The following is a 22,499-nucleotide window of genomic DNA, read 5'->3' as shown; positions in this document are numbered from 1 at the left end:
GACTCGGTAGTGACGTTCGGCCTTTATTTGAGAAGGCTTTAGCTGACCTCAGTATTAAATAGTCACTATGTGGATAATCAACGGCTGAGAATCTCTAATGCGATGTTAATCTTGAAAGTCCAACCCGATTGCCACTAATAATCTCAGACCAAAATGTTATAACCCTTTTTGCAAAGCGCGTTTTGGCACTCTCGAGCGATTCATTTATTATTGCTTGGTCGGCTTCAGTAATCTTTCTTGCAACTAAGTTTATAAAATTATTAAAAAACTGCTGCTCGGCTTGAGGCCAGACTGGGATTTCAGATATGGTTTTAATTACCATTTTGGCCACTTCATCGCTCCAGCAGGAGTCAAGTATTTGACAGATGATATGGATTCCAGCCGGGATAGTATAAAGCTCAAAAATTAAATTTGATATCAAGTTTAATCGTGTGCTTGTTATGTTATTTGCACATGAAGCAATCAAACCATTCATTTGAGTCCACTGATCTTTAGACTCTAGAAGGGCGAGATCAATTAAATCATCATTTAATCCGCTTAAACAATTGGCAAGGTTCTCTTTTGCGCTCTCGTAGTGCCTACAATCAAAATTAAGTAAGGAAATTAAATCTGCCTCATCTATAAAAGTTTTCACATGGTTTATCGCAGGAATTAACTTTGCAATTGTACTATCCAGATGGATTGCGGCTAATTCAATTCCGCCTTTTCCAAGCAGTATTTTTTCATCTGCAGATAACACCTCAGTTTTTTCTTGCAGGACGGCACCAAGTACTTTGTTTGCTGTTCTAATTGCTGTTGTTAAACTTCCTGCAATTAGAGGAGAGGGTTGTAATTTAATTGTTAGGGACAATGCTCGCCAGATTTTCCAATCGTCCCAATCGACAACTGTAGCAAAATGAGATTCGCATATATTTAATATGTTGTCGTGATGAATTAACCGTTCATCATCTTGCTCTATGAAATAGTTACAAGCGGCTCCTAAATAAAGATCCCATTCGTGAATACAAGCGACGGCGTAATTAGAAATTACAGCACTTTTGCATTTAGTAGCCATGATCCAAAGTTTTTCTTTAGTCACTCCACTACTAAGAATTAGTTTCTGCTCGACTAAAGTGACAAGATGACTAGGCAATGGATTCGCATTTATAACTTGCTCAATGAAATTGGTATATTTGTAAGCCGTATTATGTTCATCCGAGCCTGGTTCTTTAAATTCGGAGAGAGCGCAATTCATTGCAAAATCTAAATCGATTGGTATACCAGACTGCACTGCAAACCTCATTATGCTCATTTTATGAAATAGGGGCTCCTCACTTTTCAGAGCATTTTCGACAAATGATTGTGCATTGCTTGGGGAAACCTCCGCTAAGGCGTACAACGCGGCTTGACAGGCGTCCGGCGTGTTAGCTGCGGATAAATATGATTCAATGATCTCAGCATCGTTTTCATCACGCTCATAGGCAACGTATCTTAAAGACTCTTTTACTGATTTGGTAGGAGAGTAATTTAATAAAAATTGCCTAGCAAGGTCAATTCGAATCGGTAGTGGTGCAATTTCCCAAAGGTCCATCGGACCGCCTGACACTTTGCCAGGGAAGCGTTGTTGAGCTTCAACCTCAATCAACGTTTGACGTAAAAAATCTAAATTTCCAGCGATAGATAGCGCTCGTTGAGCAGCATAACTATTTTCATTGTTTTTCGCTATTTCCTCCTGAACCTTTGCTAAAGCATCAGGAGTGCCTAATCTAGCCAATGCACGTAGCCCCATAAATCTAAGGGTTTCAGGGGCAGTGGGGTGAATGGCTTTATATAACAAATCCTCTGCTATTTTCACATAGCAGTTTGGAAGTTCTCTTGCAACTTTGGCACCAAGCACCAAATCAACCTTAAAAATATTCTCAAGGTATTGCGGTATCTCACCATGATCTATAAATTTTGTGGCAAAAACCCATGCATCATCGGCTAACGAGTTTTCTAAAGAATTTAAATTTGCTTTCCAATTTTGAGCGAGTAAATTACCAGCCAAAGCGCCGGCAATAAGCTGATGCCCAAAATTCAAATGCTCATCAGGCGATAGGGTAAGGAGTTCATGTCTAACTAATACTTGAAGAATCTCTAACTCAGTAATATCAGAAACTCCAAGCGCATCTGAACATTGAAGTTTTGCATTGCGAATTAATTGACCAGCCTCAAGTTGAGAGCACTCTAGTTTTTGATGCGTGATAAGAAATTGAAATGCAAGTGAGCCTGCAATTTTCAATACCACTTCATTGCTCAAGCTCCTTATTGCAGATTCAGCATTTCTAGCACAACGAGCTTCTAACAAACTCTGCAGCATTTCACTAAGCTTATCTGGGATGTTGGTGTTACTTTCCCAAAGACTGAGAGCAACATTTACGGAAAATGGAGTCCACAGCATTGGTGACCATGAAGCATCTGCAAGGGATCGATACTTTTTTATAAATTCGTCGCAATTGGTTTTGAGTGTATATTCAGCTAAACGCTTAACTCCTATGGGAGTTAGGTTATCAACCTGCACACAGTATGTAACATTGCTCGGTAGTACGATTGTTTTATGTCTTGATGATCCCCTGGTTGAAAGAATGCATGCTATTTGCCTACGCCTTAGCAATAGCTTCAATTCATCCAAAAAACCCTCGATAATGTTTGACTGGCATTCATTCAAACCATCACAAAGCAAATAGATGTTGTCCGGTAATGTTTTCCATGAGCCATAAATGACCCCCAATTCATTGTGTATAGCTCTTTCCAAGCTGCCTGCAGAATAATTCGCAAGAGAAATTAAAATTGGAAGATTGAGCTCTGGGTTTATCTTAATTATTTCTCTGCGTAATAATTTCAAAGCAGTCGATTTGCCTACGCCGCCATCGCCCAGAATTATTACTAGCTCTCCAGAGTTGATCTCTGCAAGGTCATTAAATGATTTTATAAACTTTCTCGACCCAGACTCAACTGGAAGAGGATTGGCTGCACTACTTCCACGCATCCAATCAGGCAAGGGTTCATCAGATACCTTGGGGAAGATTGGGGTGTCAAAATTCAAATGATCTGCAAGATATTTACTGCGATCAAACGAAGCTCTGGGAAACTCTCTGATGTAACTAGCGACCTTAAAGAACCGCCCAACAACTTCCAATACGCTTTCCCATTTAGAGGAAAGTGCTACATCAAACTCCTCTAAACCCCAAACGAACAAATTATCTAAATTATTAACGTATTCTTCAGCAACTTCATGCGGATTGAATCCCTGTGCAAGCAACCTAACTCGGAGGCTATTTAAATCTTCGTTACTAGATATTGTGGCTAATTTTTCGCCGGCAATTTTAGCTAAACTGGCCCTTGAGCGTTCACGAAGCTGACTTTTGAGTGTTTTGCTTACACCTCCAGAACAAATGAATAGGTGCATGCCAATCACTGAGTTTTCCAGGGTGCTTGTTGCAGCAACTTTTGCTAACTCGACTGATATCTGAGATGGAGTGATTGCACTTCTCAGTCTTTTACATTGAACACAGAGAATTTTACCGTTACTGACTAGGATGCCTTCCGAATCAAAGCCTCCATCGCCAGTACCAGATGGTTTGCCCGTAATTTTTATACCAAGGTAATCTGATATGCATATAAGTGCCGCATGCACAAAATTTTCAAAATCGGCAGGGGAGAGGTGATCTATTGGAAGCCTTCTACCCTCAAAAAAAATGCTGTTGTTGGTTGCAGCAGAGTCTATATCGGACATAGTTTTAGTTGAAGCACATGATTTTGAATAAATTGTATTTAAGTTTAGCGCCAAGCACTTGGTTTGTACTGAGAGATTCAATTCGCAATACTGATTTCGAATTATTCTTTTCTGACTTTCTGAACTTAAATTCGGCCAATTCTGTATCTTTATCAAGCACCAGATTTGTATCGGTTAAACTCCAAGTCTGGATATTCTGCATAAAATAATATTGGTACAGTGCTTACCAATTCAGGCCTACTGAAAGTCAAAAGCAATCGTCTAACTTCAGGCCTATCGAAACCATTCAGAGGTATCTCAGCAGTAAGTTTTGCGGGAATTATGTCTTTGTCACTCATCGTTTCGCCTTTATGAATAAGGTGCATTCCAGCATCGATTTCACTAATTATTTTGTCAGCATTTGAATCAAGCTCTTGGCTGCGAGTGTATTCAAGCAAGCTTAGTATTGCTTTTCGGATTTCTGATCCAAACCCCTCTCTCAGCGCTTGATAAATCTTCTCCGTGTTTAATTGCAAAGGAAAGATCAGTTGATTTGTGAAAGAGATTATCTCGTTGAATTTTGAATCGTTAGCTTGTTTGGATGAGCTAGCGAACGCATACAATTGCTTTTTATGATTAGACTGATCAGTGAAGAGTACAGAGCCCGTTAGCATTGCTAAAAACAAAGATGTTTCCAAATTAAAGCCTTTTAGAATTCGAAACTGCCCATTCTTCGGACCAATTTCTTGTAACGGTGCTATTGGATCTGCGATTGCATCCTTTTTAAATCTCTGCGCCACCTCTTCCAACATGTCCTGAGGTATTTCAGGCATGATTTTTTTAATATATTTCTTCAATGCCTCGATTGGAAGTCGAATCTGATCATTGAAATGGTCGATGTACATAATTTTTTTATGGAATGCAACATCTGATTCAGTTACTTTCCATTGCTTGGTTCTAGCTTCGACCATTTTCATCACCGTCAGTCCAAACTCAGAATTGAAGTCACCAAAATCAGGGATAACATGCACTAAGCCCAGCTCAATATATGGCTGCAGGACGAACATCAGATAGGTATTTCTTAAGGTTTGATCTTTGTACTCCGTAGGAACTTTTAGTGGGTTAAAAGCAGGATTTTTGGTTAAATGAGGATTGATAAAGGGGAAAGTAATTATGATTTCATCGAAATAAGCCAACCAGCTGATTATAGTTAAAGTAACTGTTCTAGCATCGGGAGCTCCTTGATAAACTGCTCTTAGAACGGATTTTTGAGCGCGTGGTAATAATTCAGTAAGATCTGTATCAGCTGGCCACAAAAGGGATATCAATTCATGAATTTTTCTGACTTGGTCTGCATTGATCTCTCTTCTGACTTCTTCCCAATTTTTTCCATCATCTATGCCAAGTATTTGGGTAAGTGCGTTACACAACATGAGATTTCTTTCTCTTATGCTGTAAACATCCCAACTTGGTCTAATATCTGGAGCTAGGCCATGGCAACAAGATTCGAACCGTCTGCCGCTTCCACATCCACATATATCTTGTAGCTTTTCACATTTTATGCGTTTTTTACGCTTGAGAAATTCAAACGATTTCGAGGTTCGTCCATAGGGATCATGAAAGCTGGAACTACCATCTTTGTAACCAATATAAATATCCCCTCCAAATCCAAAAAGATCTTTAGATTTTGGTAGTAATGTCTGAGCGATCTTCTTCCAATCACCATGATAACTATTCTCTGGGTACAACCATTCTGGTTGGCTGGAGGCGATGAAACGTTTTGCTCTTTTCTTAATCAGCAAATTGATTGCTGTTACTTCCGGGCCGGTCAATTTACGGTTTCTAATCCATAAATCCTTTCGAACAAATGACGTGCCTCGAAAACGTGCGTTTGTCCGCCGTTTCAGTAAGTCTATTGATTGAGGATATTTTGCATATTCTAAGTGAGTCAAAATCAGACAATAATCCTCATTTAACGGAAAGATAGTTTGAGTCCCAATTAGTGAAATATCTGGATCCTGTGGATATGAACAAGCAATGTTGGAAAGAGGAATCTCTGCGTTATAAAGGGTCACAGGATGATCTGATATGATGAATTTAATGTCGGCATCTTCAGCAGAAACGATTTCCCTTACTGCTTCAGACCACATTGTGCAATGCATTAATCTCAAGCTTTGCATTTCCAGCATCAACTCAGTCTGAGTGAGAGTAGGGTAGTGGGCTTTTATCCAGTCAAGACCCTTTGGAGTTCTCAATCTTTGAGCATCCACATATTCGAAAAATGCATCAAAGTATTCAACTAATTTAGATTGCTCACCGTCTATTACTGCCTTTACTGCAACTGCGCCTTTAGTATCTATGCTTCCAAACAATAACTTTTCAATATCATCATTGATTTCAATCCCAAAAAAAGTTGTATATAGATCTTTTTGATTAAAACAACTAGCCGGTGAATTAAAGCTTTTGGCTCTATGAAGTTTGATGTTGCCATCATGAAGAATTATTTGATTCGGGCTCAGATTGAGGTAATGCAGTTTATCGTAAGAGTTTTGTATAAAACCCTTCTGATACCATTCAGGTACGTAATGATTCAATCTTGTTTTTTGAATGACCATATAACGTTATTGTTAAGAACAGTATCACTACTTTCCAAATTCAATTCTAACTCGTAATTACTTTACTAATCCAATCGGGCTGTTTCATTAGCTGCTACCATATTTGAACGATTCTGGTTGTGATCAATATTCACAAAAATTCATTTCACAGCGTATGATTAATTGTTAAAATTAAATTATTAGGGACTCACTAAGGTGTCACAACTAATGTTTTTTGAATGTCCTGCAGTTCTTTTTGTTTTTTTGCATTCTCAATCATCAAATTAAGTAGTTCATTGTCACGCTGTAGTTTATTAATCTTCTCATAATCAGTACCTCCAGTACCGGCTTGGGATGCTTGTAAATCCAACACATTCTTAAGAAGCTTTAAGCTATTATTTGACGTTGTAAGCTCATTATTTGAATTTATCAAGCTTAGCTCACTTTGGGCTTTTGCTAAATCAATATCTGCTTTTCCCAGGTCTAGGCCTTGTTTCTTGGCATCAACCTTAATCTTTTCATTCTCTTTGACAAAGTTTAGATATCCACTAAATACGTCCTTGGCGGTTGCTGATGCTGCCAGGGCTTGAGCATTTGAATTGAAGTTGAGTTTGGTGATGCTTCCATTGTCATCAAAACTGACTTGCAAGTTGGTGTCTTCAAAAACTCTATTAGTCAAATCTAAAGTTGCTATATGACCGAACTGGGGTATAGGCACAATGCTATTACTCAATACTAGGGTCTCATTTTCACGTTTTACCGACAATTCAACCTCTACGTTTGCCGGGACCCTGTAAGCAATCCCAAAATTACCGGCTATTTTTTTAGGCTCAGGAGCAGTTTCTACTTGAGCCACTCTTCTGAATGCTAATTTGAAATTTGGACAGTTCGAACAATGAACTAGAATGTCCTTATCAGCATTGAGTGCTCTTTGAAAGAAGGCAGGGTCTTTATCTAATGTTAAATTTATCTCTGAGCTAGGATCAGATGTTATTTTTAGTGAAGGAAGGGTGCTTTGGCTTATTTTAAATGTCAAGTAAGCTTTTGCAGAAGCCAACTTACCCAATTCTCCATTCATATCTGTGTCCTTAAGAGAATCATTGATATTGGTCAGTTTGGCATTTAAATGTGATTTTTCAACTAATTTGCTAGCAAGTCTTCTTTCGTTTTCAGTACGCAACTTTGGATTCAGAAGATGTTTATAAAATTTTAGGGTTGCTTCGATTGCAATAATCTCTTGTTCCACATTTGTGATTTTGTTTGAATACTCAGTCTTATTTTTTTGGTTGGCCTGAATGTCAGAAACATGTGATTCTAACTGTTTGATCTCAGCTAGTTTCTTTACTATAAATCCAGGGCAGTTAGATACTACTTTACCCATGCTTATAACGCCTTTAGCGTTGTAATAAGTTGGACCTGGGAGTACGTTTGGGATAATTGTGGATTGAGCTAACGAAAAAATTGCAGTCGCTACATTAGTAATTATTGGGCCAGTTTGATCCGTTACTTTACTATTTATGGAAGAAATAAAATTGTTATTCCCCATCGTAACTGCTAATTCCTGAGTTTTCGTCTTTGATTTCAAAGCTTGATAATCAAGTAAATAAACCTGCGAATCATCGCCTTCTAAACTAGACGTTAAATTGGTATTCACTTTAGTAATTAGATTGTAATTTCCATTATCCAAAGTCTTGCAATCAGTGATTTCACCATCAACAGTTAATGTAAATCGTTTGGTAGGTAATTTATATATCAACCCTGAGCCACTACTATTGTTCTGCTGATTTTCCGCATATTTGAAAGGGATCAGGCTAGTGCTTTTTAAAGAAGTTTCACAAGAAGAGAGCAGTAAAATGCATGCAATGCACAGACAAAAACCTTTCATTTTCTTATCCTCACCTAAGACGTATTTTTTATATTAATTTACATACTCCTTTGTAAGAATTTACGCTTAAATTACACTTATATCAATGAGCCTATAGCGATAAAATTACAGGGAGAACAATATGAGAAATTTGGTTTGGGTAATTGCTGCGTTATGTTTCGCAATGTCAGGCTGCTCTTCGGAAAAAGCTACAACTGGATTAATCTACGAAATTGAAACTCCCTTGAAATTGACTGATGCTAAAAATCAAGAATACAAGCATGATTTGATGGTAGGGCCAAAAGGTAAAGAATTTCCTATATCGGTAATTTGGACTTCAGGTCATGACGAGTCCGGATGTCAACGGATTACTGGTATAAAGATTCATCGTCAAAAAGGTGGCAATAATAGCCTTATCAAATCTGTAAAGGTAATATTAGAGCCTACATGTGTAATGGAATTTGAATCAAATGATGAGTCCAGATTTCAAGTAGCAGTCATTAATATGGAGACTGAACTCACCCGAGGTATAAAGAAATATGATTTTCGAGGAACAATTGCGACTATCAAAGGAAATGGGAGCAGTTTTTTTGAAGTAGGGCAGAAAAAATAATCGGAGTTATAAAACACATCTAGGGAGAAGGAAATGCAAGAATTGGTCACTTTAGTTGGTGCTGTGATTGCAGCCATCGCAGGCATTCTGAATTTATGGAAAACATTTGTAGATCAAACGGACAGAATCTATGTAAAGACAGGCCTTTTCAGACCAATTGCTACTCCAGCCACTTCTCTTTATGTAGTGAATACGGCAAAGCATCCTGTTACGCTATCTGATTATGGCTTTGTTTTAGAAGATGGAAAGCTATTTTCTATTCCTTGGTATGATGAAAATGAGGCAGTTTTTGATGGCGTGGATAATCATGCCTTTTATTTGGGAAACTCTACTATTCCTCCACGAGATATGTTTGCTGTGGGTATCTCTTTCAATGAAAAAATAATTGGATCTTTTGCGGTTACAACAACACAATCAAGATATCGCGTTCACATGATGCAATCTTGCTTAAATCCTATAGCGTTTTATAAATGGTTAAGCGCTTCTTTCAATCCTACATATGGAAATTAGAGGTTGGGAACAGGCTAGGCATGAGTAACAAATTAAGTGAGGATTTTGAACATGCGATGTATAGCATTTATGACCGAGCATTAAATGAAGCAGGTTATAAAGCTACAACTTTTAAAAACATGCATTTAGAACTTGGAGCCGTTGAAACCGCTCGGAGATTGATTCTATCTCCGAAAACTCCTGATGGGTATACAGCACTTTGGGAGAGAGGGCGTTTAGATCTAACTTTGGAAGCTTTGATTTATGAAAATGAAAAGTGGCATGAACTTTTCGCTGCAGAAGAGTTAGCTAAATGCACTAAAAGATTGAAGCAATATGGATATTTGAAATAAAAGGCTACTTTACCAGTTAAGCTTGTGGTTAAACTCAGTATTTTGATGACGACTATAACCTTACGAATGCAGGTTATTTTTGGTGTAGTGATTATCTCTCACATGCCTGATATCCTATTCCCTGAAGTCATATAAAACCAGCTGTATGTCGCATCCAATGTCCTGATGCGGCTTCCAATAGTGTTACACCCCTGTGTATTGTGATAGAAGCATTGATTGTTGATGCTACCAAGTTAAAGAGCTCTGTAAAAACACAGTAAATAATCTAGAGAACTGGTTACAATGATCCGAAACAGCTCATAACCTATGATCATTATATTATCACCTGCTGCACCTGTATCCGTAATTTCAGAGGTACTTTTAGAAGATTGGGCAATTCAAGAGATCGTGTCTCAAGAAGGTGTAACCTACCACTTCATCGGATTTATCAATGAGCGTGGAAGAATATCAACTCCCATCTCCGCTTTGGATACTGAGTTAAAAGAAGGCCATACAATTAGTGGAAGGTTATACAAACTAGTTGGGCCGCCAGGTGATATGGCTCAGTTTGAGCTTGACGCACTCTGCAAAGCCTCTTTATATAGATACAAAGGAATCTCAATAAAAGATGTGACACTCGATTTTATGGGTAAACGACATTAAAGACCTTGGAACTCCAATACAACTTCGATATTCCTCAACCTATCCCTTGCTGAAAGGGGAGGGTCATAAATCAATTTCTCCTCATCATAAACTTCGAAGATTGTAGTCCACGTTTCACCACTGTTGTTTTTTCTTAGTCCTCGCATGATTCTTTTCAAACGGTACATCCTCCAGCAATCATTCTCAGTGAGGTGCTTGGGGGCCGAAATATGTACAGCTGTAAGTTTTGTTCACTGGTTAGCAGCCAAACTCTGAAGCTGCGAAACAGAGCTTAGAATATACATTGAATGCGTTTTGAAGCCCTCGATTACCTGTTCAACTTCAGCATAAAACCATGCTTTATGAAGTTGCACATGTATATAACTCCAAAGTTTTTCGCCATTTGGAGCAAGCTCTTTTGGTAAGGGGATCTCACTGTTATTAATGGTCTCAAACATTTTCCAGAATTAATGCGCAATATTAAATGAACACTATAGATTGTAGTCCTATAGTGTTCATTTTGGCTATATGTGACTTCTTTATAAAGGAAGTCGTATGGAAATTAATAGAGCATTCGGCAAGGCGCTACAAACAGTCAGAAAGAAAATAGGATTAACCCAAGAAGACTTTTCCGATACCTCAAGCAGAACTTATTTAAGTACTCTTGAAAGAGGGCTCAAATCACCAACCATTGAAAAAGTTAATGACTTGGCCAAGTCATTGAATATTCATCCTCTAACACTTTTATTAAAGACGTACGCTAATGCTGATGGTGTGAGCGATATAGAAAAGCTAATTGAGCAAGTTAAAGCAGAAGCACTTTTATTTGAGTAAAGGTAGTCACTTGATTATTACTTCGCTCCGTCCTCATTTGCTGAGGATATGACCATTTTTGAGAGCAACATGTCATGAGTAACTTGATAGCTCTCGAAAAATTTCGCCCATTTAGCATATCCCCCTAACTCGCCAACAGCTCGAATCATGGCTATGTGAGAGGCAGTTAATATTTCAACTTGGCGTTGTAAGTCAGCAATCTTTGCTTCGCGGGCTGCTATCGCTTGGGCAAGATTCTCTTTTGAAATCTTCCCCACACGACCTTGCCATCTTCTAAATTCTATTTGCCTATCCTGAAATATCTTTAGCTGAGCAACTCTTTGAGAATTCCGGGTAATTGACGAAGCAGCTTTTAAGCCTTCAAGCCTATTTACCACTCCTCTAGCAGTGATAGTTTCATCGTTATCAAGCATCTGCTGAAGCACTAACTCTATTTCTATATCAATAGAGAGTTGTTGGCTACTAGCGAACGACTTAGTCATCGTGTACCGTCCTCGAAGTATCTTTGCGCCTGGAAAAATCTTGGCCTTCAGGGAAGACTTGTGCCCCAGTGGGGGTCTTTAATATTTTGCGTATGCTCTCCAACCTGATCGTTGCATGTTCAATTTGATTTGATCGGCCTATTGTATTTGCGGGTTTAGCCTGTGCCTCAGTGAGAGCAACTTGAAATCTGCGTTCAAGCTTAATGAGATTGCTTATATTTTCAGGAAGATTTGTCGCGGTAAGATGTCGGCAACCCGAAAAGCACTCCAGATGTTTTGGACAAGGATCGACGGTGAAACTATTGATGCAATGCCCGTAAGGCGTCGAGTGGAAACCATCAGCTTCGACCTTCAAATATTCAAAAGCTGCATCTTCGCCATCTTCGTGCTGAATTTTCCGAAATTGCTGAACGATAGGGCCGCTTGCTCTTCCCGCTTTGATCAATCGAGCTACAGTTGCGGCTTTCACGCCTAATGTAGTTTCCACTTCTGGTGGAAGATCTATATGGTCTAATTCTTCGGCAAGTGACCTATGATCATATTCATAGCTTTGTGCCACACTTCGCCGATCAAATCGTTTTGTGATTGCAGTATCGGCAATGCCTAACCGAAAGAGCTCGGAGTTTTGGAGATGTCTAAAGGAGTGTGGGTTAAGCGAAAGCTTTCGGTATTCATCGTTATGCGCATAGTTTTCGAATAGACTTGAAACGGAAATATGTGAGCCAGAAAGTGAGTGCTGCAACATAGCAGCATCGAACCTGCCCACTGAATAGTATCGTTTTATATCGCACAATCCATCGTTACGTCCTTCAGCAAGCGCACGTTTAGGCATTAAGAACATAAGATCTTGGGCAGGAAGGACTCCTTCGGCTAATCTTAGAGGGCTAGTATCGGACAGTTTAGTGGAGACGCTTTTACGCAAATATTCTTCAACTTCATCTATTCTCAAGAACACATTAACCCACTTAAATCTGGAATCATTCCACTCAATTCCATTTGCTTGTCTGAAGGTAAGCTTTCCTTTAAGGCGGTTGAAGAAGATATATAAAGCCCCATTCAATTGAGCGTTATCGCTGATATTAAATTGCAATTCCCGCATTTCATCAAACACACTTGGATCATAAGAACTACGGTAGCGAGAAGAGTAATTTTGAAGCTGATCAGATGATAAATTGGCGAATACTGGGTTACCTGTGAGGTGGGTGTATAGATCGACGGCAGAGATCAGTTCATCTTTGTTGAACCATGGCAGTATTCGATTCTCCTCAATCTGACGTTGCAAGGTATATCTCAAGGGGTGCGTGGCACTTACTATCTGATCGAGTGTTTCAGTCAAAATCCCTTCAAACATCGAAGGAATATACTGTGCCGTTTCAAAAAGAACAATGCTGTCCGAGTCAGGGCTTTGCTGTTTTTCAGCAAAATGACGTAACATCAACGCCCGAGAGTAGCCTCCTAGCTCTCCCGCGGGACGACCAGAAGCATCTTAATAATCACGAGCCCTTTTCCAATCTGCCGGCAAAAGACAAACCTCCCCAATGCGTAACCCACAAAGAAGTAAAATTTTGACTTGAGCAAATCGCAGCATGTCTAGAAAGCTCTTTGGTTGTTCCGTGAAAACGATACGCACCAGTTCCCAAAATGCTTTCTTTTCGGGAAGCTTGGCTGCATTTTTTCTTTCAGCCAACTCCTTGCGAAGTTCATCTGTAGTCTTAGTGAACTTTGTGCGGTTATTCCTGATATTGCGTCGTTGAAATTCAAGGGCCGGGTAGAGCGGTCCGCAATTTGTGATATGGTTGATATCAAGAATATTTTTTACCACGCCTAGAATGCAATCTGCTAGCTTGCCAGAAGGCTGAGCTGCTTGAGCAACTTCATATGCATGTGAATATCTTCAACCAATAAATCCCATGGCTCCCGCGAAGTGCAGGTGGCTATGACCCTAAGTGGCCGAGCAATGCTACCAATTACATGCCTCGTGGTATTTCGACGAGAAAGTAACTGCTCCAAAATCGCACTCTTTATAAAGTCTTGCCAGGAGCTTGTTAGCGGCGTTTTTCTTAAAACTTGAGTTCCTGTTTTGGTTCGTCTTGAATTTAACTCCTGAAGCGTTTTAACGTCACTTCCAAAGTCTCTAATCCAATGCACGGGAGGAGGGGAGCCTTTCACCATGGCTGTTATATTCCATGCGCTCTCCTCATGTACTATTCCATCTGAATAAAGATGTAAGTCCCATTGGACTTCGTGATTAGCGGCCAAGGTGCGCCCAAAGGCAATGAATGACTCATAATGTTCATTCGGCATGGTCGCCCTCAATTTCTGCAATCAAAGACTGAACATTTGCTATGGTCTTTTCTAGCTGAAGAAATGCTGGAGTGCGTAAGTCTGCACGGCTCGAATCCGCAAATAAGGACACCACGCCTCTAAAGTCTGCTAATACCTTCCTATGTATTTCACTATCGTGTAATGGCATAAATTTTTTGCATCCATAACAGGCCATTACGGGATTGAAATCGCATGAGGGTTGGCCGCTACAGCAACCGCCAATACCGGTTATTGGTATCCCATGTGGCACTGCACCGATTTGTTGGTCAGCCTTAAGGGAAGTCAGCTCTTCAGTACTTATAAATCGCTCATGTCCAATTTTTGCGATCTGCTGATATATCTTTGAAACGCCGAGTGCACGATTAACTAACTCTGCTTGATTCGGTGAGGTTTGGAAGTAGACCAAAGCTGTATCAAGATCACTGTGCCCTAAAAATTCAGCGAGTTCTTCTTGATTGGCCCCGGCATCTGCCAGGCGTTGAGCCGCAGTATGGCGCAGTTCAGTTGTGCTTCTACTTTCAGGCAACAATTCGCCAGTAAGTCTGCTAATGACTTCTGCAGTTTGCTTTGCGCTCTCCACTTTAAAAAATCTTTCTGACCCATCTAAATCTTCATTCTTTCTTCGCAGGTAAAGCTCGGCAAAAAGCCCAGCCCATTCATTCTTTACTCTTCGCGGTAAATGTAAGGTTTTCCTTTTCGTACGTTGTTTGATCATCCGAAAGCTCAAATGTACGGATGGAAAATCACTTGCTTCATCTGACCAAATACGTACATCAGCCATGCGTAGCATTGCAATTTGCAAAGGTCTCAAGCCAAACTGGAAGGAGCTGATCAGAATGGCTACATCTCTTAATTCTTGATCAGAAAGTGACTCAGAACTCTTATAAATCTGCTGTGCAAGCTCATCAAAATATGCGATCAGAATTGCCTCTTCATTCATACTAAGAAAAACATCTCCCGTTCTAACACTCGCGTATTTATCCATTGCTCGGATGGAGAGATTTGAAAGAGATGGCAAAAAGTCAGAAGACCAGCCTTGTAAATTGGACCGGCAAAGAAAGTAGAGGATACTTTTCAGGCTGCTTAGTTGAGATGAGGTGTAGTCTTTTGCTAGTGTAATGTGCCAGTATTGACGCACTGTGGTCGGTGTGTTTTTGATAAGAAGCCACAGTTCCTCAGAAGGGATGCGTTGGAGGCTAGAATAATAAAAAGTGACCGTCGCAGGAGCTGTAGTTTGCAAAAGAAAAGCTACCCAGGATTTCAATAAACTTTTTAGATCCAAGTCATGCCAATCAAATTTAAGCGAAGTTACTGAACCACCAGCTGAGATCTTCCATACATCCAAATCTTGAGGATTCTGAATGGACCTATGGGTATCGTTAAAGTCATCGTAATATCTAATTACAGATGAAAGTTCAGGCAAATCGAAAGGGAGTTTTTCACCCACCTCCTGGAACAAGCGACCTTGAGTCTCAATTTTCATGGCTCACTCCTTGGAATAGCTCTTAGGAGTGCAATACGATCATCAAAAACATTGTTCCATACACTTGCCAGCCTATCTTCAAAGACTGCTTTTGCATATTTACGAGGCATATCTGAAGTTCTGGACCATCCAAAGAATGATCGCATTTTCTGCAGTGCCACATCCATAGAGTCACCCAATTGAAGCAGTTGATTTAATCGAATCACTGCGCATGTATGTCTTAAGTCGTGAGCAGTTATGGAAGTCTTCCCTGTTCTCAGTTGCAGATCATGCATAACACTTGCAGTCATGAATTGTGAAATCTTCTTAAAGAGCAGGGTGATTGACTCAGTGGATAGGGGATTATTGTGTTGAGAGTTTATAAGAAATGGATGGCTCGGTTTCCCTCGATAATTCTCGATGTATTCTTGAATTACGTTTGCTGTTAATTCACTGACCGGTATTTGCCTTATTGAGTCTACTGTTTTTATGCTCGGTTTGTTATATCGAGTGTCCTCATCGGTATTAGCATAAGGATTTTTTTGCACAGCTAGCCAATATCGAGTTACACCTAACTCTTTGTCGTAGCCGCTCCTTACTACATCTATAGGAAGCGAAAGCAGCTCTCCACGACGCAAACCTTGATGAAGTAGCACAATAAATATTACAAACACCTGCCACTTTGTTCGAGTATTCCTGAAGGGATTTGTAGGTGAGGTTGGATCCAACGTTATATAAAGGGCCTGTACCACACTTGCGGGGAGTGACCTGATTACATCTGGGCTAGGTTGCCTTTTTATTTTCAACTGTTGATACAGTAAATTTAGCCTATTCACTCTAGCTTCAAGTTCTTTAAGTTCACTAAAAGGGTTGTTGCCCTTACTCAGCCTCAATAAAGTAAGCCTTATGAACTCAAAAGCAGTATGCCATTTCGTATGAGCACTACTATTAATTGTGGGTTGATTTTGGATTGATACAAAATACGCTTCTAATAGCTCTCCGATACTGGCCAGGTCAACCCGTGTAATCGCCTTATCCAGGAAGCCGCTCCCCCAGAGGGAGTCAGCAAATTGGTATAAATCTTCGATATACAGCATTTGCTTTTGTCGCGTGCTGGTTGCGAGGTCAGCAGAGTTGTGCAAACTCCAAATTGTCGCCCAATACCTAGGTAGTCCTAGCGCATCAACTAGTGTCGGACCATGTAGTTTCGATGGGATATCTGCAAGAGTAATCTGCTTCAGCAAAGTTATTCTCCATTAGAGTTTCATCAGATGTTTACACGAATTTTAGAATACTTCAACAACACATTGATTATTAAGAATAAGTGCAATATTTATTGCATTTCCTATAAGAGCAATACAAATTCATTGCAACAGGAGTAACTACTATTTATGCCTAAATCTTTGCTTTGAAAAATAGTAATTTTGACAAATCTACGCAACACTATTGAATATGCTATTCTTTCGCATAATGTATATTATGTTAAATAGTAATGATGTCCATATTACTGCTGTTGGATTTAAGTTATTATCTAAACTCCTCTCTTAAAAGGTACCAAGGATGAAAAACATTTATCTTTGTGTTGCTTCTGTATTCATTGCCAGCTGTACTGCGCAGCATAGTCATGTCACTGCTCACCAATTGGATCGTTCCAACTCCTTAACTAAACCGGTACAAATAACCGGCAAGGTTGATCAGGAGTTGAAAAGCGGAATTCTTGGTAGAAGTGTGACGAGCACCGTATACATCTACTTTGATAATGTGTTGCATGTACAAGGTAAATTGGATCGCTATGGTTTCGGTGAATTGCCAGGCATTAGTTACCAGGATAAACGTGTTTCGAGCAGCTGCAATTCGAGACCTACCGGTTTAGAAACGGCGGAATTAAGCTGCGAGGTTTTTATTAATAGCGAACGCGCAACAACCTTGGTGATGCAGACCAGGAAAAACCGTAAATACTAATCAGCACCCTATTCGAATTTATCTTGGATAAACACATTTAAAATTCGATAGCAGCAAAGAAACTATTCAGGCAAATCCTCATGCTCTTCGAATATTTCCCTGAAGCGCTCAGCGAGCTTTTCGAATGCGTTGAGTAGCATTGGGTCAAAATGTTCAGGACGTGTACGACCATCACCTTTCAGCATGATTTGTAATGCATGCTCATGTGTATATGCAGGCTTGTATGGGCGCTTGCTGCGTAATGCATCATATACATCACTAATCACCATGATCCGTGCAGCTAATGGAATAGCTTCACCTTTTATACCATTTGGGTAACCAGTCCCATTCCAGCGCTCATGATGATTAAGGGCAATTTCAGCGCCCATCATGGTAAACGGTGATGTACTGTTTCCATTGCCAAGAATGCTGTACCCTAATGCTGCATGGGTTTTCATGATTTCCCATTCATCAGGCGTATGTGGGCCAGGTTTAAGCAAAATACGATCGGGGATCCCAATTTTGCCAACATCATGCAGAGGGCTGGCATGGTAAATGGTGTCACAAAATTCGGAACCCATGCCAATATTTGCGGCCAGCTCCTTACAGAAAAAAGCAATACGGTGGATGTGATCGCCAGTTTCTTTATCACGGAATTCTGCCGCCCGCAGTATGCTGAACATAGAATCAAAATAACTGGTTAACAGCTGCTCTGTACGCTCTTCAACTTGTACCTCAAGTGTACGGCTGTAATTAGTTAAAAAGTCGTTATATTCCTTCAGACGTAACAGGTTTCTAACCCGAATCCACAGCTCGGCACGGTCTACCGGTTTGGTCACAAACTCCTCTACCCCACATTGTAAAGCGCGCATTCTGGAGTTTCGGTCAACCAGCGCTGTGATCATGATGATAGGGATCACTTTTGTTGCTTCATTACTTTTCAACTTCTCGGCTAACTCAAACCCATTCAGCACCGGCATCATTGCATCCAATAGAATCAGATCCGGCTGATGCTCTTTGATTAGCTCGAATGCCATTTTCCCGTCATGTGCATGCAAGGTGGCATAGCCCTCAGAGGTCAAGATGGCATCCAGGTATGTACGGTTTTTTTCCTCATCATCTGCTATGAGAATGGTCTTGCGCGTGACTTTCATATCCATGTTATTTATCCCCCCGCAAGCTAATTTCAATGTAGGAATTTGCCACAAGGTAGCTTAAGCCCGCCTGAAAAATGGCTGGATTAGCTTTAAACTTTGCTGGAGTTTTTTTAAAGTACCGCATCAACTGTTTCCAGAAATTCTTTATAACGGATCGGTTTGGCAATATATCCATCACAGCCTGCGTGACGCATTTTTTCTTCATCGCCTTTCATGGCAAATGCAGTCAGCGCAATAATTTTAATCTTGCTGGTTTTACTATCTTCCTTTAGTAAACGCGCTGCAGTGAGGCCATCCATGCCTGGCAACTGAATATCCATCAGGATAACTTCCGGTAACTGGTTGCGCGCAATATCCAAGCCATCAACAGCGTTTACCGCTTGCAGTACTTCGTGCCCGGAGGTTTCTAACAGCAGTTGTGCGAGTTTCATATTGGTTGGGTTATCTTCAACAATCAGGATTTTTGCCATATTTACCTCTATGCTTTATATCCTGAGGAGTGTTTTTTATTGCCGGCCAGTGCACGGTGCACTTCACTGAGGAAGTTGCCATGATTAAATTCAGATTTCTCAAGTACCGCCAACACGTGCCCTTTAAGCGTTTGCTGCTCTTGCGGCGACAGGAATTTGGACGTCACAATAATGATAGGGATCTTGGCTGTACGCGGATCCAGTTTAAGGTTTTCAACGACTTCAAATCCATTGATTTCCGGCATCATTAAATCTAGTACGATCAAGTCAGGTTGTTGTAATTTGGCGATATGGGTAGCTTCATTGCCGCCGTAAGCACGTAGCACAGTGTGCTTTGTATGCTCAAGATGAGATGAGATGATTTCTACCGCTTTAGGGTCGTCATCAACCACTAAAATTTTTGCGCCTGGCTGGTTGTGCTCGGGTTTGGTAAAGCCAAGCTTGCTTAATGCCGTTTGCAAATCATCCGCAGAAACAGGTTTTTGTAATACCTGGGCGGCACCTAAAGACAGGCCACGATTACTATCAGCCACAATCGAAAGAATCACTACCGGGATATGCGCAAGCTTGGGGTTGGCTTTTAAGGTTGTCAGGAACTCCCAGCCATCCATGCCGGGAAGAAGAATATCCAGCGTAATTAAATCAGGAGGGCTATTGTCCGCCAAGAGAGCCAGGGCTACTTCGGCCGTAGTCGCACGCGTGACACGACAGTTATCTGATTCAAGCTGTAACCTGATTAAATCCGCGGCCCGGTCATCATCTTCCAGCACCAATACATGTGGGGAATCCGACAGAACCAATTGCCGGATACTTTCACCGGTTTGTGTGGATGCCAACGCTGCGTCTACCAGGTTGGTTTTGTATTGCAGCCATACCGTAAATGTACTGCCCTCACCCGGTGTGCTGGTCACAGCCACCGCACCGCTATGCAATTCCGCAAGTTTCCTTACCAGTGCCAGGCCCAGGCCAGTGCCTTCAAAGCGCCTTGAAAGCGTGCTTTCAACTTGCACAAAAGGTTGGAAAAGGCGGGTTATATCTTGTGCTTCAATCCCTATTCCGGTATCGGTAATCGCGATCTGGATAAACTGTTCAGCATTACCGATCGGTGAATAATGGCTCTTCGGTATATCTCTAGTCTGTTCAAGCACGTATTCACGCGAAACCAGGCTGGCTTGTAAAGTGATCTGTCCGCCTTCAGGTGTAAATTTAACCGCGTTGGAGAGCAGGTTATAAACGATCTGTTTCACTTTACGGGCATCCAGCCAGGCATTGCCTAACGCATCTGATAAATCGGCCTGTAATTTAATACGTTGGGTAGATGCTTTTTCTTTAATGATAGAAAGGCTGTTTTGCAGCAAACTCTGAACGTCAATGACTTCACCCTCAAGCTCCATACGCCCGGCTTCAATCTTTGATAGATCAAGCACATCATTGATCAATGAAAGCAGGTGTTGCCCGCTTTCAAAAATATCATTGACGTAAACTTTCTGTTTGTCTGCGAGGTCGCCAATCAAGCCATCGCGAAGTATTTCCGAGAATCCAATAATGGCATTCAGCGGTGTGCGCAGTTCATGAGACATCGTAGCCAGGAATTCAGATTTCATCTTATCTGCTTCCAATAGCTGTTCGTTTTTTGAGCTGATTTCTTCACTGCGTAAATGCAATTGCTCGGCCAGCAGCTTGAGGTCACCATACTGTTCAATGTTATGCAGGGCTACGCCCAATTGCGCAGAAAGCCGTTCAATAAAGGTCTGATCGCGGTCTGAAATCGGTTGGCTGGCGGCCAGCACCAGCACGGCGAGACATTTATCCTGATAGGTAACCGGGCAAATGATGATACCTGCCGGCTTGATGGAAAGTAACCCTGTTTCCAGGCTGAGGGATGGAAACAGGTCGACATCACGCAATATGAGTGTCTGATTATTTTGAATCGCCTCCCCTATTATTCCGTGGCCAAGTTTAAATTCAGTAAGGATATCAGTCGGCGCAGCATGCGTGCTTTCCAGACGATATAATCCAGCCCATTCATCGTAGCCATAAATTGCAGATACCGGAAATGCATGGTTTCTGGCTAGCGTCTCCAACATGCTTTGCAGGATGTTCGGACGATCGTAATTGGCATTGAACAGCCTTAATATTTCGGTATGCGTCTGGTCATAGATGGCCGCATGTTTAAGGTCAAATTCAATTTGCTTGAACTCGCTCACATTGCGCGCAACGGTGGATAAATGCGTAGGGATGCCATCCGCATTTTTATGTGCCACCACTACCTGGGATACCGGGATATCCACCCCTCCCCGGCTGATAAAAGCGGTTTCGCCGCTCCACACTCCCGTGTTGAGTGCTGCAGGAATGGCTTTGTTATGAATCAGATCAATCGCCCATGCAGGGCGCATGCGCGAGATGGCTTGTGAGGCGATATCTTCATTTTCACCAATCCCCAGTAGTTTGCGCCCTCCCCGGTTAAGGTAAAAATAATCGCCTTGAAGGTTAGCGTTTGCAATGAGGTCAGGGGAAGCATCCAGAATATCCGTGAGCCGTTTTTGTTCAGCAGACGCTAGTTTGCGGATGTTAAGATCGCGTTGAATCCGCCAGATGAGTAAAGGGAAGAAAATCAGAATGGCCACAGACATGACAGTAAACAGCACCAGCAAGTCTTTAGCGTGATCCTGCTCTAACCTGGTACGATCATCCAGCAGGTTCTGCTCTTCAAGTGACATGGCACTGAAGACACCGCGAATCTCGAGCATATCTTCCCTACGAATAGAATCTTTACGCAGGAATTCCTTTAATTTGTCTACTGATGCTGTGCGGGCAAAATCTGCAACCTGATTAAAGTAAATCAGGCGCCTATCGATAAGCTTTCTAAGTTGGGTAATTTGTTTTTGCTGGAAGCTATTATCTTTGGTGAGCACCGCAAGTTCAGTAATATCTTTTTGCAACTCGGCCAGCGCAATGTCACGTCGATTAATAGCACTCTCATCACCGGTCAATAAAAAACCGCGTTGAGAAACTTCCAGTTGATTGAATAGCCCTAAACCTCTATCCAGTTTTGAGATGACTTCATTGGTATGGGTGACCCAGCGATTGTTCTCAGAAAAGCGCTGCAAATAAATGATACTGGTAATACCCAGAATCACTAACAGCGCAAAAAAGCTGATAAACCCATAAATAATGATGGATTCTAAAGCCCAAAGCTCTTTACGTTGCGAATTCCCCGGTACCACCCCACTAAGCATTGCGATTCCTATCTTGTTTTTAATTTCAAGGATAAGTCTGTATTGCTTTTAAGTCGCTGTTTGACGTTTATGGTTGGACAACGTTCAACCATCGTTTACTATTTGTAAGTTTTTGATTTAAAAAAATAATCGAGCATTTTTTTGCATTGGCAATCAAGTGCTCAGAAGCAGTAAGTAAATACATATTTACGCTAATCTATTCGTAGTGTATTTACATGTCAATTATTATTTTTACTTAAATTAATTATTACAATAACTGATTGAAAATCGTTTCTTATTACCGTGTTTAATATTGGCTTCCTTGGCTTTAAGTTAAAAATAT

The 22,499-nt window shown here is 40.9% G+C and carries 18 protein-coding genes; 6 read left to right on the top strand and 12 right to left on the bottom strand.

The window, feature by feature from the left end:
* Positions 1-94: 94 nt before the first annotated feature.
* The 3 genes from LPA26_RS03290 to LPA26_RS03280 form a co-directional block, all read right to left on the bottom strand.
* Positions 95-3,754: a hypothetical protein gene (locus LPA26_RS03290; protein WP_229007338.1), complete on the bottom strand. Its 3,660-nt coding sequence runs from the start codon at positions 3,752-3,754 to the stop codon at positions 95-97.
* Between the two features lie 152 nt (positions 3,755-3,906).
* Positions 3,907-6,348, bottom strand: a complete 2,442-nt coding sequence (locus LPA26_RS03285; RefSeq protein WP_229007336.1) for a DUF4238 domain-containing protein — start codon at positions 6,346-6,348, stop codon at positions 3,907-3,909.
* A 190-nt stretch (positions 6,349-6,538) separates the two neighbouring features.
* The gene (locus LPA26_RS03280) at positions 6,539-8,212 is read right to left on the bottom strand and encodes a hypothetical protein (protein WP_229007335.1); all 1,674 of its coding nucleotides are present in this window, start codon (positions 8,210-8,212) and stop codon (positions 6,539-6,541) included.
* Between the two features lie 121 nt (positions 8,213-8,333).
* Here LPA26_RS03280 and LPA26_RS03275 point away from each other — a divergent pair, with 121 nt between their 5' ends.
* From LPA26_RS03275 to LPA26_RS03255, 5 genes are all read left to right on the top strand, one after another.
* Positions 8,334-8,804 (top strand): hypothetical protein, encoded by a 471-nt coding sequence (locus LPA26_RS03275; protein WP_229007334.1) that lies wholly within the window; start codon positions 8,334-8,336, stop codon positions 8,802-8,804.
* 33 nt (positions 8,805-8,837) lie between these two features.
* On the top strand, positions 8,838-9,314 hold the full coding sequence (locus tag LPA26_RS03270) for a hypothetical protein (RefSeq protein ID WP_229007333.1): 477 nt from the start codon (positions 8,838-8,840) through the stop codon (positions 9,312-9,314).
* A gap of 20 nt (positions 9,315-9,334) precedes the next feature.
* Positions 9,335-9,646, top strand: a complete 312-nt coding sequence (locus LPA26_RS03265) for a hypothetical protein (RefSeq protein ID WP_229007332.1) — start codon at positions 9,335-9,337, stop codon at positions 9,644-9,646.
* 306 nt (positions 9,647-9,952) lie between these two features.
* Positions 9,953-10,288, top strand: a complete 336-nt coding sequence (locus LPA26_RS03260; protein ID WP_229007331.1) for a hypothetical protein — start codon at positions 9,953-9,955, stop codon at positions 10,286-10,288.
* Between the two features lie 534 nt (positions 10,289-10,822).
* Positions 10,823-11,101 carry a helix-turn-helix domain-containing protein gene (locus LPA26_RS03255; RefSeq protein ID WP_229007329.1) on the top strand — a complete coding sequence of 93 codons (279 nt, stop codon included), beginning with the start codon at positions 10,823-10,825 and terminating at the stop codon, positions 11,099-11,101.
* 17 nt (positions 11,102-11,118) lie between these two features.
* Here the strand turns inward: LPA26_RS03255 and LPA26_RS03250 are convergent, their stop codons facing one another.
* Genes LPA26_RS03250 through LPA26_RS03225 form a run of 6 tightly spaced genes read right to left on the bottom strand, consistent with a single transcriptional unit; the run spans position 11,119 to position 16,614 of the window.
* Positions 11,119-11,583 (bottom strand): hypothetical protein, encoded by a 465-nt coding sequence (locus tag LPA26_RS03250; protein ID WP_229007328.1) that lies wholly within the window; start codon positions 11,581-11,583, stop codon positions 11,119-11,121.
* On the bottom strand, positions 11,576-13,018 hold the full coding sequence (locus tag LPA26_RS03245; protein ID WP_229007327.1) for a hypothetical protein: 1,443 nt from the start codon (positions 13,016-13,018) through the stop codon (positions 11,576-11,578). Before LPA26_RS03245 ends, LPA26_RS03250 begins: the two co-directional genes overlap by 8 nt.
* A gap of 51 nt (positions 13,019-13,069) precedes the next feature.
* Positions 13,070-13,405, bottom strand: a complete 336-nt coding sequence (locus LPA26_RS03240) for a hypothetical protein (RefSeq protein WP_229007326.1) — start codon at positions 13,403-13,405, stop codon at positions 13,070-13,072.
* A gap of 17 nt (positions 13,406-13,422) precedes the next feature.
* Positions 13,423-13,887, bottom strand: coding sequence for a hypothetical protein (locus tag LPA26_RS03235; RefSeq protein ID WP_229007325.1), 465 nt, complete (start codon positions 13,885-13,887; stop codon positions 13,423-13,425).
* Positions 13,877-15,391 (bottom strand): site-specific integrase, encoded by a 1,515-nt coding sequence (locus LPA26_RS03230; protein WP_229007324.1) that lies wholly within the window; start codon positions 15,389-15,391, stop codon positions 13,877-13,879. The genes LPA26_RS03235 and LPA26_RS03230 overlap by 11 nt, the downstream gene beginning before the upstream one ends.
* Positions 15,388-16,614, bottom strand: coding sequence for a site-specific integrase (locus LPA26_RS03225; protein WP_229007323.1), 1,227 nt, complete (start codon positions 16,612-16,614; stop codon positions 15,388-15,390). Before LPA26_RS03225 ends, LPA26_RS03230 begins: the two co-directional genes overlap by 4 nt.
* A gap of 316 nt (positions 16,615-16,930) precedes the next feature.
* On the opposite strand from LPA26_RS03225, the gene LPA26_RS03220 reads away from it, so the two are divergent.
* Positions 16,931-17,332 carry a hypothetical protein gene (locus LPA26_RS03220; RefSeq protein WP_229007322.1) on the top strand — a complete coding sequence of 134 codons (402 nt, stop codon included), beginning with the start codon at positions 16,931-16,933 and terminating at the stop codon, positions 17,330-17,332.
* A gap of 62 nt (positions 17,333-17,394) precedes the next feature.
* Here the strand turns inward: LPA26_RS03220 and LPA26_RS03215 are convergent, their stop codons facing one another.
* The 3 genes from LPA26_RS03215 to LPA26_RS03205 all read right to left on the bottom strand — a co-directional run bounded on the left by LPA26_RS03215 (position 17,395) and on the right by LPA26_RS03205 (position 22,177).
* Positions 17,395-18,471: an HD domain-containing phosphohydrolase gene (locus tag LPA26_RS03215; protein ID WP_055831387.1), complete on the bottom strand. Its 1,077-nt coding sequence runs from the start codon at positions 18,469-18,471 to the stop codon at positions 17,395-17,397.
* A 107-nt stretch (positions 18,472-18,578) separates the two neighbouring features.
* Positions 18,579-18,938, bottom strand: a complete 360-nt coding sequence (locus tag LPA26_RS03210) for a response regulator (protein ID WP_229007321.1) — start codon at positions 18,936-18,938, stop codon at positions 18,579-18,581.
* 8 nt (positions 18,939-18,946) lie between these two features.
* Positions 18,947-22,177 carry a response regulator gene (locus tag LPA26_RS03205; RefSeq protein WP_229007320.1) on the bottom strand — a complete coding sequence of 1,077 codons (3,231 nt, stop codon included), beginning with the start codon at positions 22,175-22,177 and terminating at the stop codon, positions 18,947-18,949.
* Positions 22,178-22,499: the final 322 nt, after the last annotated feature.

Source organism: Methylophilus sp. Leaf408 (assembly GCF_916856905.1).
Classification (GTDB): Bacteria; Pseudomonadota; Gammaproteobacteria; order Burkholderiales; family Methylophilaceae; genus Methylophilus.
The sequence above is the reverse complement of the archived record's forward strand: the minus strand, read 5'-3'. Positions and strand labels throughout refer to the sequence as shown.

Bases quoted from the DNA above. Each gene is read 5' to 3' on its own strand.
- LPA26_RS03235 (WP_229007325.1), bottom strand. From the start codon at position 13,887: ATGCCGAATGAACATTATGAGTCATTCATTGCCTTTGGGCGCACCTTG.
- LPA26_RS03245 (WP_229007327.1), bottom strand. From the start codon at position 13,018: ATGTTACGTCATTTTGCTGAAAAACAGCAAAGCCCTGACTCGGACAGC.
- LPA26_RS03210 (WP_229007321.1), bottom strand. From the start codon at position 18,938: ATGGCAAAAATCCTGATTGTTGAAGATAACCCAACCAATATGAAACTC.
- LPA26_RS03230 (WP_229007324.1), bottom strand. From the start codon at position 15,391: ATGAAAATTGAGACTCAAGGTCGCTTGTTCCAGGAGGTGGGTGAAAAA.
- LPA26_RS03220 (WP_229007322.1), top strand. From the start codon at position 16,931: ATGAAAAACATTTATCTTTGTGTTGCTTCTGTATTCATTGCCAGCTGT.
- LPA26_RS03275 (WP_229007334.1), top strand. From the start codon at position 8,334: ATGAGAAATTTGGTTTGGGTAATTGCTGCGTTATGTTTCGCAATGTCA.
- LPA26_RS03205 (WP_229007320.1), bottom strand. From the start codon at position 22,177: ATGCTTAGTGGGGTGGTACCGGGGAATTCGCAACGTAAAGAGCTTTGG.
- LPA26_RS03265 (WP_229007332.1), top strand. From the start codon at position 9,335: ATGAGTAACAAATTAAGTGAGGATTTTGAACATGCGATGTATAGCATT.
- LPA26_RS03255 (WP_229007329.1), top strand. From the start codon at position 10,823: ATGGAAATTAATAGAGCATTCGGCAAGGCGCTACAAACAGTCAGAAAG.
- LPA26_RS03270 (WP_229007333.1), top strand. From the start codon at position 8,838: ATGCAAGAATTGGTCACTTTAGTTGGTGCTGTGATTGCAGCCATCGCA.
- LPA26_RS03280 (WP_229007335.1), bottom strand. From the start codon at position 8,212: ATGAAAGGTTTTTGTCTGTGCATTGCATGCATTTTACTGCTCTCTTCT.
- LPA26_RS03250 (WP_229007328.1), bottom strand. From the start codon at position 11,583: ATGACTAAGTCGTTCGCTAGTAGCCAACAACTCTCTATTGATATAGAA.
- LPA26_RS03260 (WP_229007331.1), top strand. From the start codon at position 9,953: ATGATCATTATATTATCACCTGCTGCACCTGTATCCGTAATTTCAGAG.
- LPA26_RS03285 (WP_229007336.1), bottom strand. From the start codon at position 6,348: ATGGTCATTCAAAAAACAAGATTGAATCATTACGTACCTGAATGGTAT.
- LPA26_RS03215 (WP_055831387.1), bottom strand. From the start codon at position 18,471: ATGGATATGAAAGTCACGCGCAAGACCATTCTCATAGCAGATGATGAG.
- LPA26_RS03290 (WP_229007338.1), bottom strand. From the start codon at position 3,754: ATGTCCGATATAGACTCTGCTGCAACCAACAACAGCATTTTTTTTGAG.